Origin of the sequence: Streptomyces sp. NPDC056503 (assembly GCF_042794995.1) — a bacterium.
Lineage (GTDB): Bacteria > Actinomycetota > Actinomycetes > Streptomycetales > Streptomycetaceae > Streptomyces.
Genome location: NZ_JBHTST010000017.1, coordinates 50,940 through 65,468, shown reverse-complemented (window position 1 = coordinate 65,468; position 14,529 = coordinate 50,940). Strand labels below are relative to the sequence as shown.

The window sequence follows — 14,529 nt, the reverse complement described above, 5'->3', positions numbered from 1 at the left end:
TTTGAGATGCCGGACTCCGGACAGGCGTGCCATGGTGGGGGATACGTACGACTGGTTGGAGATTCGGCATGTCTGTCGTGAAGAGCCCGCTGTCCGGGACCGACCTCAAGACGGTCGGCAACGCCCTCCAGGGCGCCCTGGTCGACCTCGTCGACCTGGCGCTGGTCGCCAAGCAGGTGCACTGGAACGTCGTCGGACCGCGCTTCCGCTCCGTCCACCTCCAGCTGGACGAGGTGGTGGACACCGCCCGGCTGCACTCCGACACGGTGGCCGAGCGGGCCTCGGCGGTCGGGGTCAACCCCGACGGGCGGGCCGCGACGGTGGCCTCCGGCAGTGCGATCGGTACGGTGCCGGAGGGCTGGATCAAGGACGCGGAGGCCGTGCGGATCCTGGTGACCTCGCTCGGTGCCGTCATCACCCGGATGCGGGAGCGGGTGGAGGCCACCGGTGACCCCGACCCCGTCAGCCAGGACATCCTCATCTCCCTCACGGCCGATCTCGAAAAGCACTCGTGGATGTTCCAGGCAGAGAGTGCCTAGGCGGCCGGCATGGCGATACGCGCGACGGGGAGCGGGGCCGCGGACGCCGTGACGTGCGGTGTGCGCGGGGGCGAGGTGCGTCGGAGTGGTTCCCGGGGCGGCCCCCTGGGTGGTGTCCGGGGCGCACGGTGTCCCGCGCGTGGAGGCGTCCGCCGGATCGCGCGCGGGGTGCGCGCCGGAGCTGACACCGGTGCGCCCTCCCGCAGGGTGATCCTGCCGGTCTAGCGTCGAGCGCAGGAGGCGGCCATGGTACGGCGACGGGTTCCGCTGGTGACGCTCACGCTGATCGCGGTCGGACTGGTGGTCGGGGGGCTCTGGTGGTGGGCGGTGCTGCGCCTGCTGCTGGTGCCGGGGGATTCCGGACCGGTTGAGGGGGCGGTGGCCGCGGGCGGCTGGGGGCTGAGCCTGCTGCCGGTGCACGTGGCCGCCTCCTCGCGGCCGGTACGGCTCACCAGGGCATGGCGACACCGCCGTTCGGGCGCAGGATCTGGCCCGTCGTGAACGAGGAGGCGTCGCAGGCGAGATGGAGGACCGCGTGGGCGATGTCCTCGGGCTCGCCCACCCGCCGCAGAGGTGAGTGACGGACCATCGCGGCCTCGGCCTGCTCCTGGGCCGCGGGTTCATGACGGTCCGTCATGGGCGTGCGGATCCAGCCGGGAGCGACCGCGTTGACCCTGATGCCGTGCGGGCCCGCCTCGACCGCGAGCGTCTTGGTGAGCTGGACGACGGCCGCCTTGGCGACGCTGTAGCAGAGCAGGCCGGGGCTGGCGGTGTCCATCGCGCCCGAGGCCATGGTGACGATCGACCCCCGGGTGCCGGACGCGATCATCGAGCGGGCCGCCTCCTGGCAGGCGTGGAGCACGCCCTTGAAGTTGACGGCGAGGACGCGGTCGAGGTCTTCCTCGCGGGTCTCCAGGACCGTGCTGGTGTGCATGATCCCGGCGACCGCCGCCATCACGTGCAGGGGGCCCGCCGCGTCGACGGCGGCGGCGAGCGAGGACCGGTCGGTCACGTCGAGGGGGTGGATTCGGGCCGTGCCGCCTTCGCGGGCGATCAGGGCGGCCGTCTCCTTCAGGCCCGGCTCGTCGCGGTCCGCGAGGTGCAGGGACGCGCCCGCCCGGGCGAGGAGGACGGCGCTCGCGCGCCCGATGCCGCTCGCGGCGCCCGTCACGAACGCGGTGCGGCCGGTGAGGTCGTACGCCGAGAGGTTCATGGCGGGACCGTACGACCGGATCTGACAGGTCGTCAATTGTGTGGTGGGTGCGGGTCCCCGGGAATTCCCTCGGGGCCGTGCTGGCAGCCCGGGCACCAGTAGGTCACGCGGTCGCCCAGCTCCGCCTTGTGGACGGCGGTGCCGCAGCGGAGGCAGGGGTGCCCCCCGCGGCCGTAGACGTGGAGCGGGGTGCCGGGACGGCGGGTGGTCGTGGTGCGCCGCTCCGGGTGGTCCTTGTTCGCCTCCAGGAGGCGGTGGGCCGTCGCCACCAGGCGGGGCGGGACGCCCGGGTCCAGCTCGCCGACCGGGAGCCACGGGGTGACCGCCGCCAGGAAGGCCAGCTCCGACTTGTAGACGTTCCCGATGCCGGCGAGATTGCGCTGGTCGAGCAGGGCCTCACCGAGGGTGCGGGACGGGTCGGCGAGGAGCCGGCGCACCGCCTCCTCCGGGTCCCAGTCCGGGCCGAGCAGATCGGGGCCCAGATGGCCGACGGCCCGGGCCTCCTCCGCGGTGCGGATCAGCTCCAGGACCGGGAGGCGGTAGCCGTACGCGGTGTGCTCCTCGTTCCCCAGGACGGCGCGGATCTGGTGCTCGGGACCGCCGCGCGGGCGCGCACCGGTCGCGTACACCCTCCACGCCCCGTCCATCCGCAGGTGCGAGTGGAGGGTGAGCCCGCCGTCGATCCGGGTCAGGAGGTGCTTGCCGCGCGGGGTGACGTCCAGGACCGCGCGGCCGGTGAGATCGGCGGTCGCGAAGCGGGGCACCCGCAGGTCGGCGCGGGTCAGCACCCGCCCGGCGAGCGCGGAGTGCAGCCGGCGGGCGACCTGCCAGACGGTGTCTCCCTCGGGCAAGGGGTCGGTCCTCCTCGGGTCTCGGCCGTCAGGGTCTGAGGCGCAGGCCCCGGGGGGTGGCCAGGAAGCCGGCCGTCTCCAGGGGGCGGGCCAGGGGGGAGGTCAGGGCCGTCGCGCCGTTGATCCGCTCGACCGTGACCGTGCCCAGGGCGCCCGCCCGGGCCGCCTCGGCCAGGGCCCCGGCCGCCGCCGCGAGGGCGGGGGCGTCCGGCTCCGTCGGCCAGGAGAGCACGGTCTTGCCGCCGCGCTCCACGTACAGGGTCAGCTCGCCGTCGACCAGGACCACCAGGGCCCCCGCCTTGCGGCCGGGCTTGTGGCCGGCGCCGGTCGGCGGCTCCGGCCACGACAGGGCGGCCCCGTACGCGTTCGCCGGATCGGCCGCGGCCAGCACCACCGCCCGCGGGCCCGCGGCGGCCTCGGCGCCCCGGTCCCGGGCGGTCGCCGCCGCCCGCAGCCGGTCCACGGCCCCGTCCATCGCGAACTGGGCCGCGCCGAGACCCTCCACCACGTAGCCGCGCCGGGCCTGCCCGCTGTCCTCGAAGGCGGCCAGGATCCGGTACACCGCGGAGAAGCCGCCCTCGACGCCCTCGGCGGCGACGGCCCCGCGGGTCACCACGCCGTGCCGGTCCAGGAGGGTGCGGGCCAGCGCGTGCGCCCGGTGGGTCGGCTCGGGCTCTGCGGGAGGCAGCAGCGCCCAGCGGCCCGAGACCGTCGGCGGGCCCGACCGGGAGGCCGGACGGGCGGCGCCCAAGGTCCCGAACCGCCCGCGCGGCACCGTGCGGCGGGCCCGGTGGGCGGTCGATCCCGCGGTGCGGCCCGAGCCCAGGAGGGAGCGCAGCGGCGCCGCGGTGTCGTTGGTGAGCCGGCCCGACCAGGCCAGGTCCCACAGGGCGTCGGCGAGCTGGGGGTCGGTGGCGTCCGGGTGGGTCGTGATCCGGACCTGGTCGGCGATCTGGCGGAAGAACAGGCCGTACCCGCCGGACAGGGCCGTCAGGACCGACTCGTGGAGCGCGGTGAGCTCCAGCGGACGCGGCGGGGGCAGCAGCAGCGGAGCCGCGTCCGCGAGGTAGAGCGAGACCCAGCCGTCCTTGCCGGGCAGCGAGCCCGCACCGGCCCAGAGCACCTCGCCGGTGGTGGTCAGCTCGTCGAGCATCGCCGGGGAGTAGTCCCGGACCCGGGAGGGCAGGACCAGCTTCTCCAGGGCCGACGCCGGCACGGGCGCGCCCTGGAGCTGCTCGATCGCCCGGGCCAGGCCGTCGATCCCGCGCAGACCGCCGCCGCCGAGGTGCTGCCACTGCGGCAGGAAGGTCGCGAGGGCGGCCGGGGGCACCGGCTCCAGCTCCTGGCGCAGGGCCGCCAGGGAGCGGCGGCGCAGCCGGCGCAGGACGGCGGCGTCGCACCACTCCTGGCCGATGCCCGAGGGATGGAACTCGCCCTGGACGACCCGGCCCGCCGAGGCGAGGCGCTGGAGGGCGCCGTCCGTGACGGCGGCGCCGAGACCGAAGCGGGCGGCGGCCTGCGAGGAGGTGAAGGGGCCGTGGGTGCGGGCGTACCGGGCGAGGAGGTCGCCGAGCGGGTCCTTCACCGGCTCGGTGAACGCCTCGGGGACGCCGAGCGGAAGCGCCGTGCCGAGGGCGTCCCGCAGCCGGCCCGCGTCCTCGATCGCCGCCCAGTGCTCGGTGCCCGCGATCCTCACCGCGATCGCGCGCCGGGAGCGGGCCAGCTCCCGCACCCAGCCCTCCTCTCCACCGCGCGCGGCCAGCTCGGCGTCGGTCAGCGGGCCGAGGACGCGGAGCAGGTCCGCCACGCCCTCGGAGTCCTTGATCCGCCGGTCCTCGGTGAGCCACTGGAGCTCCCGCTCCAGCTCGGCCAGCACCTCGGGGTCGAGCAGCTCGCGCAGCTCCGCCTGGCCCAGCAGCTCCGCGAGGAGCCGGGAGTCCAGGGAGAGCGCGGCCGCCCGGCGCTCGGCGAGCGGGGAGTCGCCCTCGTACAGGAACTGCGCCACGTAACCGAAGAGCAGGGAGCGGGCGAAGGGGGACGGCTCGGGGGTGGTGACCTCGACGAGGCGGACCCGGCGGGCCTCGATGTCGCCCATCAGCTCCGTCAGGCCGGGGACGTCGAAGACGTCCTGGAGGCATTCGCGGACGGCTTCGAGGACGATCGGGAAGGAGCCGAACTCGCTCGCCACCTGGAGCAGTTGGGAGGCCCGCTGGCGCTGCTGCCAGAGCGGGGTGCGCTTCCCCGGGTTCCGCTTCGGCAGCAGCAGGGCGCGGGCGGCGCACTCGCGGAAGCGGGAGGCGAACAGCGCGGAGCCGCCCACCTGGTCGGTGACGATCCGCGCGACCTCGCCCTTGTCGAAGACCGTGTCCGCCGCGCCCACCGGCGCCTGGTCCGCGTCGTACACCGTGTCCTGGTGACGGCCCGGGTCGACCGGCTCGTGGTCCAGCAGGTCGAGCCCCATGTCGAGGCCCATCAGATCGGCGTCGGGCAGGCGCAGGACGATGCCGTCGTCCGCGTGCATCACCTGCGCGTCCATGCCGTACCGCTCGGCGAGCCGGGCGCCCAGCGCCAGCGCCCACGGTGCGTGCACCTGCGCCCCGAAGGGGGAGTGGACGACGACCCGCCAGTCGCCCAGCTCGTCGCGGAAGCGCTCCACCAGGATCGTGCGGTCGTCCGGCACATGGCCGCACGCCTCCCGCTGCTCCCCCAGGTACGCCAGGACGTTCTCCGCCGCCCAGGAGTCCAGGCCCGCCGCGATCAGCCGCAGCCGGGCTTCCTCCTCGCCGAGCGCGCCCAGCTTGCGCAGGAACGCGCCGACCGCGCGGCCCAGTTCGAGCGGGCGGCCCAGCTGGTCGCCCTTCCAGAACGGCAGCCGGCCCGGCACGCCCGGCGCCGGTGACACCAGGACCCGGTCACGGGTGATGTCCTCGATCCGCCAGGAGGTGGTGCCCAGCGTGAAGACGTCGCCGACCCGCGACTCGTACACCATCTCCTCGTCGAGCTCGCCGACCCGGCCGCCGCCCTTCTTCGGGTCCGACCCGGCGAGGAACACCCCGAACAGGCCCCGGTCGGGGATGGTGCCGCCGGAGGTGACCGCGAGGCGCTGCGCCCCCGGACGGCCGGTGACCGTGCCCGCCACCCGGTCCCAGACCACGCGCGGGCGCAGCTCGGCGAAGGCGTCCGAGGGATAGCGGCCGGCGAGCATGTCGAGCACGCCCGTGAAGGCCGATTCCGGGAGGGAGGCGAAGGGGGCGGCCCGGCGCACCACCGTCAGCAGGTCGTCCACCTGCCAGCTGTCGAGGGCGACCATCGCGACCAGCTGCTGGGCGAGCACGTCCAGCGGGTTGGCGGGGATCCGCAGGGACTCGATGGAGCCCGAGCGCATCCGCTCCGTGACCACGGCCGCCTGCACCAGGTCGCCCCGGTACTTGGGGAACACCACGCCCGTGGAGACCGCCCCGACCTGGTGGCCGGCGCGGCCCACGCGCTGGAGGCCGGAGGCCACCGAGGGCGGCGACTCGACCTGGACGACCAGGTCGACCGCGCCCATGTCGATGCCGAGCTCCAGGCTGGAGGTGGCGACCACCGCGGGCAGCCGGCCCGCCTTCAGGTCCTCCTCGACCTGGGCGCGCTGCTCCTTGGAGACCGAGCCGTGGTGGGCGCGGGCGAGCAGCGGCGGCGCGCCCTTCGCCGCGCCCGACTGGGCCATGATCTCGGCGGGCGGGGTGCCTTCGGGGGCGGGCTCGCCGGTGGCCCGCTCGTAGGCGATCTCGTTCAGCCGGTTGCAGAGCCGCTCGGCGAGGCGCCGGGAGTTGGCGAAGACGATCGTGGAGCGGTGGGCCTGGACGAGGTCGGCGATCCGCTCCTCCACGTGCGGCCAGATCGACGGCTTGTCCCCGCCGTCCTCGCCCTCCGAGGCGGGGGAGCCGCCCAGCTCGCCCATGTCCTCCACGGGAACCACGACGGAGAGGTCGAACTCCTTGCCCGACGGCGGTTGCACGATCTCCACCTGGCGGCCGGGGGAGAGGAAGCGGGCGACCTCGTCGACCGGGCGGACCGTGGCCGACAGGCCGATCCGGCGCGCGGGCCGGGGCAGCAGCTCGTCGAGCCGCTCCAGGGTGAGGGCCAGATGCGCGCCGCGCTTGGTCCCGGCGACGGCGTGGACCTCGTCCAGGATGACGGTCTCCACCCCGGACAACGCCTCCCGGGCGGCCGAGGTCAGCATCAGGAAGAGCGACTCGGGGGTGGTGATCAGGATGTCCGGCGGCCTGGTGGCGAGCGCGCGGCGCTCGGCGGGCGGGGTGTCGCCGGACCGGATGCCGACCCGCACGTCCGGCTCGGGCCGCCCGAGCCGGACGGCCTCCTGGCGGATGCCGGTCAGGGGCGAGCGGAGATTGCGCTCCACGTCGACGGCGAGCGCCTTCAGCGGGGAGACGTACAGCACCCGGCAGCGCTTCTTCGGCTCGGCGGGGACGGGCGCGGACGCCAGCCGGTCCAGGGAGGCGAGGAAGGCCGCGAGCGTCTTGCCCGAGCCGGTCGGCGCCACGACGAGCACGTCCGAGCCCGCCCCGATGGCCCGCCAGGCACCCTCCTGGGCGGCGGTGGGCGCGGCGAACGCCCCGGTGAACCACCCGCGGGTGGCCGGGGAGAAGTCTTCGAGCGCGGACGTGACCATGCCCCCCATCGTGCACCCGGCCACCGACAACCGCCGGGACCTGGGGAAAACCGTGCCCGTGACCGGGTCGGCCCGGTCGTCGCCGGGAAGGGCGCGGGCGCAGAATGGAGGCATGGCGAGGGGCGAGCGGGCACGGTACTGGCAGTACGCCGAGCTGCCGGGGGTCGATCTGCTGCACGCCCACTACATCCAGAAGACCTTCTCCCGCCACACCCACGAGACCTTCGTCTACGCCGCGATCACCGAGGGCGTCGAGTCGTTCCACTCCGGGAACGAACTGGTCCACGCCGGGCCGGGACAGATCGCCCTGGTGAACCCCGACACCCCGCACACCGGGTACGCGGGCGTGCCCGAGGGCTGGACCTACCGCACGATCTACCCCGACGCGGAGCTCATCCGCGCCATCGCCGCCGACGTCCTCGACGTCCGCGCCCCGGTCGGCTTCACCCGGCCCGTCGTCGACGACCCGTACGCCGCCCAGCTCGTCATCGGCGTGCACCGGGCCGCGGAGGAGGGCAACGCGCTCGCCGCCGACAGTCTGCTCCGCCTGGTCACCGCGCGGCTGCTGCGCAGCCACGGCGGCCGGCTGCGCCCGTCGGCGCCCCGCGGCGCGGGGGCCGGGGCCGCCGCACGCGCGCGTGCCGTCCTGGAGGAGCGGATGGCCGAGCCGCCCACCCTGGAGCGGCTCGCCACCGACCTGGGCACCAGCCCCTTCGCGCTGCTGCGGGCCTTCCGCGCCGAGTACGGCATGCCGCCGCACACCTGGCTCACGGACGCGCGGGTGCGGCGGGCCCGGCGGCTGCTGGACGCCGGGACGCCACCGGCCGAGGCGGCCGTCGCCGTCGGCTTCACGGACCAGCCCCACCTCAACCGGCACTTCACCCGCAGCGTGGGCGTCCCTCCCGGGGCCTACCAGCGCTCCCGGGGCGTGGACCTGCGGGGCGCGGGGCGCAAGAACGTACAAGACGGGTCGTGGCAGGCTCCGTAACGTCTCGGACGTGGCAGAACAGACAGCACCCCCCGCCACGGGGGACATACATGACCATTCACCCGCCAGGTCGGCCGGTGGGGCGGGCAAGGCCGACTCCGCCGTCGTCAGGGACGCGCTCGGCGTCGGCGTCGCCGTCGGACTCTCCGGCTTCGCCTTCGGGGTGACCTCGGCGGGGGCCGGGCTCACCCTCCTCCAGGCCTGCGCGCTCAGCCTGCTCGTCTTCACGGGAGCCTCGCAGTTCGCCCTCGTCGGCGCCCTCGCCGCCGGCGGGAACCCCTTCACGGCCGCCGCCGGCGCCTTCTTCCTCGGCACCCGCAACGCCTTCTACGGGCTGCGCCTCTCCCAGCTCCTCGCCCTGCCGAAGTCCGCGAAGCCGTTCGCCGCGCAGTGGGTCATCGACGAGACCACCGCCGTCGCCCTCGCCCAGCCGGACCGCAGGTCCGCCCGGATCGGCTTCACCGTCACCGGGCTCACCCTCTACGTCCTGTGGAACCTCACCACCCTGCTCGGCGCGCTCGGCGCGGAGGCCCTCGGCGACACCGCCGCCTGGGGCCTGGACGCCGCCGGACCGGCGGTCTTCCTCGCCCTGCTCGCCCCGATGCTCAAGACCGCGACCGAGCGGGCCACCGCCGGGATCGCCGTCGTCCTCGGCCTGGGCCTGCTGCCCGTGCTCCCGGCCGGCGTGCCCGTCCTGGTCTCGGCGCTCGCCGCCCCGGCCGTCCTCTGGTTCCAGGGCCGCGGGGCACGGAGGCGGCGCAGCGACACGGAAACGGAGGACGTCCGATGAACGGCACCCACGTCTGGCTCGCGATCGGCCTCACCGTCGCCGGCTGCTACCTGGTCAAGCTGATCGGCCTGCTCGTCCCGGCACAGACCCTGGAGCGGCCGCTCGTCCAGCGGCTCGCGGCCCTGCTCCCCGTCGCCCTGCTCGCGGCGCTCACCGCCCAGCAGACCTTCGCCACGGGGTCGGCCCTCACCCTGGACGCCCGGGTCGCCGGTGTCGCCGCCGCCGCGCTCGCGCTCGTCCTGCGCGCGCCCTTCCTGGTCGTCGTGGGCGCCGCCGTGGTGGTGACCGCGGGGGTGCGGGCCCTGGGCGGGTGAGCGGGGGACCGTCGTACGACTTCGGCCGCCTGGGCCGCGCCCGGGCGGCCCAGGCCGCCCAGGCCGCCCGGGGTCGCTGGGGGTCGCTGGGGGTCGCTTGGTCGACCGGTGGGGCGCGGGCCCCGGGCGGCTGGGCCGGGACCGTACGAACCGGGTCGACCGGTCCCACGCGCGCGTGGGGGCGGGATCAGCCGTCCAGGGGCCGCCCGTAGGCGCGCAGGGTGCGCAGGGCCTCGATCGTGACGATCGGCCGCCACTCCAGGGCCGAGCCCGGCGCCCAGGCCCGCCACCGGATCGGCCAGCCGCCGTCCTCCTCCTGCTCCGCCGCGAGGAAGTCCAGGGAACGGGACAGCTCCGCGTCGGTGAACCAGCCCCGGGCGAGCGAGTCCGGCACGTGCGCGTAGTCGTGCGGATAGTGGTGCTCGCCGGGCGCGTACCCGTCGGCCACCGGGAACTCCTCCGGGCGGTCAGGGTCGAGGACCGCGAGCCGCTGCTCGCGCACCAGCCGCCCGAGCCGGTCGGCCGCCGCCTCGGCCCGCGGCCGGTCCGGCGCCGAGTCGAGGAAGGCCACCGCCGCCCGTACCTCGTACGGATGGGACTTCTCCAGGGACTCCACCGCCGCCCAGCAGAACTCGGTGGCCCGGAACAGCCAGGCGTGCCAGACCTGGTTGCGGTGGAGCGTGCCGACCACCGGGCCCGTCGACAGCAGTTCCCCGGGCGGGTCGTCGACGACCGGCACGAACGGCGCCGAAGGGTAGCCGCGCTGGGAGGGGTGGATCGCGGGGAGCGCCCCCTCGTGGGTGGAGACCGCCGTCAGATAGCGGCAGATCCGCTCCATCCGCAGTCCGCCGCAGCGCCCGATGGAGTCCAGGACCCGCAGCGCGTGCGCGGTGTGCAGCGGCTGACTGACCGGACCCCGCAGATCCGGTTCGAGCCCGTGGCCGTAACCGCCGTCCTCGTCGAGGTACGCGGTCAGGGCCGCCTCCACCTGGTCCGCGCCGCCGCGCAGGAAGTGGTAGGCGAAACGGCGCTGTTCGAGCACCCGGGCCGTCAGCCAGACGAACCGCTCGGCGCGGGCCAGCGGCGACCCGGGGGCCGCCGTGGGAGAGGGCGGGGAGGAGAGGGGTTTTTCGGCCATGTTCCGACCGTAGGGCGGAACCGCGCGGTGGCAAGCCCCGGCGGGCGGGCTGCACTCTTGGGAGCGGGATACTGGGGTCATGCGGTTGACGATTTTCTGGGAACGGATGGCCGATCACTTCGGCGCCGGGTACGCCGACTCCTTCGCGCGTGACCACGTCCTGTCCGAACTGGGCGGCCGGACCGTCCACGAGGCGCTGGACGCCGGCTGGGACGCGAAGGACGTGTGGCGGGTGGTCTGCGGCGCCATGGACGTCCCGGCCGAGAAGCGCTGAGGGCGTCTTGGGAGGATCCGCTCCGACCCCGGGCGGATTGTCCGCCGGGTGCGCGAGACTTGCGGGGTGGCCCCGACTGACGACACCGAGATGACCGCCCGGAATCCCTCCGCGACGCCCGCCCCCGCCCGGAGCGAGCCGCCCGACGCGAGTGCGGCGCCCGGCGCGAGTGCGTCGCCCGGCGTCCCCGCGGCCGGCTCGGGAGGGCGGCCACCCACCGAGGTCCCCGCCACCCCCGCGGCGCCCGGCGCGCGCATGCCCCGCTGGCTGCCCCGCGCGATGGTCCTCGCCCTGGCCCTCTACGCCTGCTTCCAACTCGGCGACTGGGCCTTCCACCAGCTCGTCGGCCTGCTCGTCAACATCCTGCTCGCCTTCTTCCTCGCCCTCGCCATCGAACCGGCCGTCGGCCGTATGGCGGCGCGCGGGATGCGCCGGGGACTCGCCACCTTCCTCGTCTTCTTCGGAGTCCTCGCCGTCGGCATCGGTTTCGTCGTGCTGCTCGGTTCGATGCTCGCGGGCCAGATCGTCGACATGGTCGAGAACTTCCCCAAGTACCTCGACTCGCTCATCAACTGGATCAACCAGACCTTCCACACCGAGCTGTCCCGGGTCGAGGTCCAGGACAGCGTGCTCAAGTCGGACTGGCTGCAGAAGTACGTGCAGAACAGCGCCACCGGTGTCCTGGACGTCTCCGCGACCGTCCTCGGCGGGCTCTTCAGGCTGCTGACGATCTTCCTCTTCGCCTTCTACTTCGCCGCCGACGGCCCCCGCCTGCGGCGAAGTCTCTGCTCCGTCCTGCCGCCCGCCCGCCAGGCGGAGGTGCTGCGCGCCTGGGAGATCGCGGTCGACAAGACCGGCGGCTACCTCTACTCGCGCGGCCTGATGGCCCTCATCTCCGGCGTCGCGCACTTCGTCCTCTTCGAGATCCTGGACGTGCCCTACGCCCCCGCCCTCGCGGTCTGGGTCGGGCTGGTCTCGCAGTTCATCCCCACCATCGGCACCTACCTGGCCGGTGCGCTGCCGATGCTGATCGCCTTCACCGTGAACCCCTGGTACGCGCTGTGGGTGCTCGGCTTCGTCGTGGTCTACCAGCAGTTCGAGAACTACGTCCTCCAGCCGAAGCTCACCTCCAAGACGGTCGACATCCACCCGGCGGTGGCCTTCGGCTCGGTGATCGCCGGCACCGCCCTGCTCGGCGCGGTCGGCGCGCTGATCGCCATCCCGGCCGTGGCCACCCTCCAGGCCTTCCTCGGGGCGTACGTGAAGCGGTACGACGTCATGGACGACCCGCGGGTGCACGGCCACCGGCGGTACGGCGAGGCGGTCGTGGCCCGGCTCCAGAAGGCCCTCCAGCACAAGAAGGAGAACCAGAACACCGACGGCGACGCCTGACGGGCCGGTTCACCGGGGTGGGGGGCGGGTCCACTGGTGCGAGGGGCCGGCTCACCGGTGAGAGGGGGCGGCCCACCGGTACGAGGGGCGGGCTCACCGGTACGAGGGGGTGGGTTCACAGGTACGAGGGGCCGGTGACACGGCCCCGGAAGGTGTACCAGACCCACGCCTGGACGGTGACGAGCAGCGGGGTGACCAGCACCAGCGCGGGGACGAGCAGGTCCAGCGTCCCGGGCGCCGCCGCCCGCTCGGCCAGCGGCAGCGCCGTACCCGCCCAGAGCGGCAGCCCGGCCAGCGGGACGGCGGTGAGGGCGAGCGGGTGCCAGGGCCTTCCGGCTCGCCCCACCAGCCGCCGGGCCCGCTGGTAGGGGGCGCCGGTGAGCCTCAGCGAGGCGAAGCCGAGGCCGTGCGCCGCGAAGAGGGCGGCGACGGCCGGAGCGACCGCGAGGGCGACGGGCCCGTCGGCGGGCTCGTACGGCCTGCCGGTGAGGAGGGCCGCGAGCAGCAGGCCCCAGGACAGGGCGACCGTCCAGCTGCCGGCCGTCACCGCGGCGTCGCAGGCCGCCCGCCAGCGGGGTCCCGGGCCCCGGCCACGGGACCACAGCCCCGCGTCCCGGACGATCCACCCGGCCAGGAGTGCCACGAGGACCGGTGCCTGACCACTGAGCAGCTCGCCCTCCAGGGAGGGGAAGCAGCCGACGAGGACGCCGGCGGTGGCGACCAGCCACACCTCGTTCCCCAGGAAGAAGGGGGCGAAGGAGGCGAGGACGAGTCTGCGCTCGGCGTCGCCGCGGCCGAGCCAGGGCAGCAGCATGCCGCTGCCGACGTCCGTGCCGGCGAGCACGGACCAGCCGGTGGCACAGCAGGCGAGCAGGACGACGGCGAGGGTTTCCACGGTTCTCCTCGGGCCCGGGGCGGGTGACGGGTCGGTACGGGGTCCGACGGTGGGTTCGGGCAGCGGTCCGACGGTGGGTTCAAGCAGCGGTTCGGCGGCGGGCTCGGTGGCGCGGGCCGGTACCGGGCTCGGTGACGGGAGTTCAGTAACGGGGCAGGGACGCGGCCGGGACCGGCGGGGAATGCTCCGGGGCGCGCTCGTCCCGGCCGAGGCCCGTGTCGACCGGGCCCCGGCGGGCGTGCCGGGCGATCAGCCAGGCGTTGAGGACGGCGAGCAGCAGGAAGAGCGTGGCGAACACGGCCAGCGAGAGCCGCATCGTGCCGGGGGAGAGCGCGGAGACGGCGTCCTCGGTTCTGAGCAGGCCGTACACGACCCAGGGCTGACGGCCCGACTCGCGGAAGACCCAGCCGCCGATCATGGCGAGGTACGGCAGCGGCACGGACGCCATCAGGACCAGGTGCCAGAGCCGGAACCGCAGGACGACCTTCCGGAACGCGGCCAGGACGACCCCGGCGAAACAGAGGTACATCATCAGGCCGAAGGCGATCAGCATCACCAGGCCGCCGCCCCGGGTCCACGCCTCGGAGGGCAGGTAGTCGCCGGGGCCGAAGCGGGCCGCCGACTCGGCCTGCACCCGGGCGATCTCGGCCGCCTGCCCCCGGAAGACGGCCGCCTTCATGGGCTGGAAGGAGGCGAGGGACGCGAACTGGAGCCCGCCGCTGACCGCAGCCGCCACCAGCGCGGGCGCCGCGACGTAGACCCCGGTCCGCAGGCTCCGCCGGAAGAAGTCCGCCTCCGCCGAGCGCCGGAAGAGGTGGTGGGCGCTGACGCCGGCCATGAAGAAGCCCGCGGTGAGCAGCGCGCCGGCGAGGACGTGCGCGAGCGGGAGGAGGGCGGCGGGGTTGGTGAGGACCGCGGCCGGATCGGTCAGGACCAGTTCGCCGCCCTCGGAGCCGTACCCCACCGGATGGTTGAGGAAGCCGTTGGAGACGAGGATCCAGTACGCGGAGAGGTAGGCGGTCAGGACGACGACCCAGATCGTCGCCAGGTGCGCCCAGCGGCCGAGCCGGTGCCAGCCGAAGATCCACAGGCCGAGGAAGGTGGACTCGACGAAGAACGCGACGAGCGTCTCCACGGCCAGCGACGCGCCGAGGATGTTCCCCGCCTCGTGGGTGAGGCCGCTCCACGCCATGCCGAACTGGAACTCCATGACGAGACCGGTGACGATCCCGACCGCGTAGTTGATCACGTACAGCTGGCCCCAGAAGCGGACCTGGCGGGCGTCCTCCGGGCGCCGGGTGAGCGTGGCGCGGGTCTGGAGGACGGCCACGATCGTCCCGAGGCCCAGCGTGAGGGCGACGAAGAGGAAGTGGCCCGCGGCGGTGAGGCCGAACTGCAGCCGCGCGAGATCGAGTACGTCCTGATGCACTCCGCCAGCATGCTCGGACGGCCCCCGGCAC

Annotated in this window: 13 protein-coding genes; 7 read left to right on the top strand and 6 right to left on the bottom strand. The window is 74.7% G+C overall.

Annotated features, from left to right (window positions below):
- The first annotated feature begins 68 nt into the window (after positions 1-68).
- Both ACFQ8C_RS07665 and ACFQ8C_RS07660 read left to right on the top strand, forming a co-directional pair.
- Positions 69-539, top strand: coding sequence for a Dps family protein (locus tag ACFQ8C_RS07665; RefSeq protein WP_383453295.1), 471 nt, complete (start codon positions 69-71; stop codon positions 537-539).
- Positions 540-785: 246 nt separating this feature from the next.
- Positions 786-1,040: a hypothetical protein gene (locus ACFQ8C_RS07660; protein WP_383453293.1), complete on the top strand. Its 255-nt coding sequence runs from the start codon at positions 786-788 to the stop codon at positions 1,038-1,040.
- On the opposite strand, the gene ACFQ8C_RS07655 is transcribed toward ACFQ8C_RS07660, so the two are convergent.
- Genes ACFQ8C_RS07655 through ACFQ8C_RS07645 form a run of 3 tightly spaced genes read right to left on the bottom strand, consistent with a single transcriptional unit; the run spans position 988 to position 7,278 of the window.
- A complete protein-coding gene (locus ACFQ8C_RS07655) occupies positions 988-1,752 on the bottom strand; it encodes an SDR family NAD(P)-dependent oxidoreductase (protein WP_383453291.1) in 765 nt (254 codons plus the stop codon). The two genes, ACFQ8C_RS07660 and ACFQ8C_RS07655, sit on opposite strands and share 53 nt — an antisense overlap.
- A gap of 32 nt (positions 1,753-1,784) precedes the next feature.
- Positions 1,785-2,603, bottom strand: coding sequence for an Fpg/Nei family DNA glycosylase (locus tag ACFQ8C_RS07650; RefSeq protein WP_383453290.1), 819 nt, complete (start codon positions 2,601-2,603; stop codon positions 1,785-1,787).
- Between the two features lie 28 nt (positions 2,604-2,631).
- Positions 2,632-7,278 carry a DEAD/DEAH box helicase gene (locus tag ACFQ8C_RS07645; protein WP_383453288.1) on the bottom strand — a complete coding sequence of 1,549 codons (4,647 nt, stop codon included), beginning with the start codon at positions 7,276-7,278 and terminating at the stop codon, positions 2,632-2,634.
- A gap of 112 nt (positions 7,279-7,390) precedes the next feature.
- Here ACFQ8C_RS07645 and ACFQ8C_RS07640 point away from each other — a divergent pair, with 112 nt between their 5' ends.
- The 3 genes from ACFQ8C_RS07640 to ACFQ8C_RS07630 are packed head-to-tail and all read left to right on the top strand — an operon-like array spanning position 7,391 to position 9,370.
- Positions 7,391-8,266: an AraC family ligand binding domain-containing protein gene (locus tag ACFQ8C_RS07640; protein WP_383453286.1), complete on the top strand. Its 876-nt coding sequence runs from the start codon at positions 7,391-7,393 to the stop codon at positions 8,264-8,266.
- Positions 8,267-8,276: 10 nt separating this feature from the next.
- Entirely contained in the window at positions 8,277-9,056 is a 780-nt protein-coding gene (locus ACFQ8C_RS07635; protein ID WP_383453284.1) for an AzlC family ABC transporter permease, read from the top strand.
- Entirely contained in the window at positions 9,053-9,370 is a 318-nt protein-coding gene (locus ACFQ8C_RS07630) for an AzlD domain-containing protein (protein ID WP_383453282.1), read from the top strand. The genes ACFQ8C_RS07635 and ACFQ8C_RS07630 overlap by 4 nt, the downstream gene beginning before the upstream one ends.
- A gap of 187 nt (positions 9,371-9,557) precedes the next feature.
- Here the strand turns inward: ACFQ8C_RS07630 and ACFQ8C_RS07625 are convergent, their stop codons facing one another.
- Positions 9,558-10,508 (bottom strand): hypothetical protein, encoded by a 951-nt coding sequence (locus ACFQ8C_RS07625; RefSeq protein ID WP_383453280.1) that lies wholly within the window; start codon positions 10,506-10,508, stop codon positions 9,558-9,560.
- Between the two features lie 79 nt (positions 10,509-10,587).
- Here ACFQ8C_RS07625 and ACFQ8C_RS07620 point away from each other — a divergent pair, with 79 nt between their 5' ends.
- The gene (locus ACFQ8C_RS07620; RefSeq protein WP_383453278.1) at positions 10,588-10,782 is read left to right on the top strand and encodes a DUF3046 domain-containing protein; all 195 of its coding nucleotides are present in this window, start codon (positions 10,588-10,590) and stop codon (positions 10,780-10,782) included.
- A gap of 255 nt (positions 10,783-11,037) precedes the next feature.
- Entirely contained in the window at positions 11,038-12,174 is a 1,137-nt protein-coding gene (locus ACFQ8C_RS07615; RefSeq protein ID WP_383453315.1) for an AI-2E family transporter, read from the top strand.
- A 115-nt stretch (positions 12,175-12,289) separates the two neighbouring features.
- On the opposite strand, the gene ACFQ8C_RS07610 is transcribed toward ACFQ8C_RS07615, so the two are convergent.
- Together ACFQ8C_RS07610 and ACFQ8C_RS07605 are read right to left on the bottom strand one after the other, a co-directional pair.
- A complete protein-coding gene (locus tag ACFQ8C_RS07610; RefSeq protein WP_383453276.1) occupies positions 12,290-13,069 on the bottom strand; it encodes a cytochrome d ubiquinol oxidase subunit II in 780 nt (259 codons plus the stop codon).
- Positions 13,070-13,211: 142 nt separating this feature from the next.
- Positions 13,212-14,498 (bottom strand): cytochrome ubiquinol oxidase subunit I, encoded by a 1,287-nt coding sequence (locus tag ACFQ8C_RS07605; protein ID WP_383453274.1) that lies wholly within the window; start codon positions 14,496-14,498, stop codon positions 13,212-13,214.
- Positions 14,499-14,529: the final 31 nt, after the last annotated feature.

Coding starts and splice junctions, on each gene's coding strand:
- ACFQ8C_RS07630 (WP_383453282.1), top strand. CDS start 9,053: ATGAACGGCACCCACGTCTGGCTCGCGATCGGCCTCACCGTCGCCGGC.
- ACFQ8C_RS07640 (WP_383453286.1), top strand. CDS start 7,391: ATGGCGAGGGGCGAGCGGGCACGGTACTGGCAGTACGCCGAGCTGCCG.
- ACFQ8C_RS07665 (WP_383453295.1), top strand. CDS start 69: ATGTCTGTCGTGAAGAGCCCGCTGTCCGGGACCGACCTCAAGACGGTC.
- ACFQ8C_RS07660 (WP_383453293.1), top strand. CDS start 786: ATGGTACGGCGACGGGTTCCGCTGGTGACGCTCACGCTGATCGCGGTC.
- ACFQ8C_RS07620 (WP_383453278.1), top strand. CDS start 10,588: ATGCGGTTGACGATTTTCTGGGAACGGATGGCCGATCACTTCGGCGCC.
- ACFQ8C_RS07645 (WP_383453288.1), bottom strand. CDS start 7,278: ATGGTCACGTCCGCGCTCGAAGACTTCTCCCCGGCCACCCGCGGGTGG.
- ACFQ8C_RS07655 (WP_383453291.1), bottom strand. CDS start 1,752: ATGAACCTCTCGGCGTACGACCTCACCGGCCGCACCGCGTTCGTGACG.
- ACFQ8C_RS07625 (WP_383453280.1), bottom strand. CDS start 10,508: ATGGCCGAAAAACCCCTCTCCTCCCCGCCCTCTCCCACGGCGGCCCCC.
- ACFQ8C_RS07615 (WP_383453315.1), top strand. CDS start 11,038: ATGCCCCGCTGGCTGCCCCGCGCGATGGTCCTCGCCCTGGCCCTCTAC.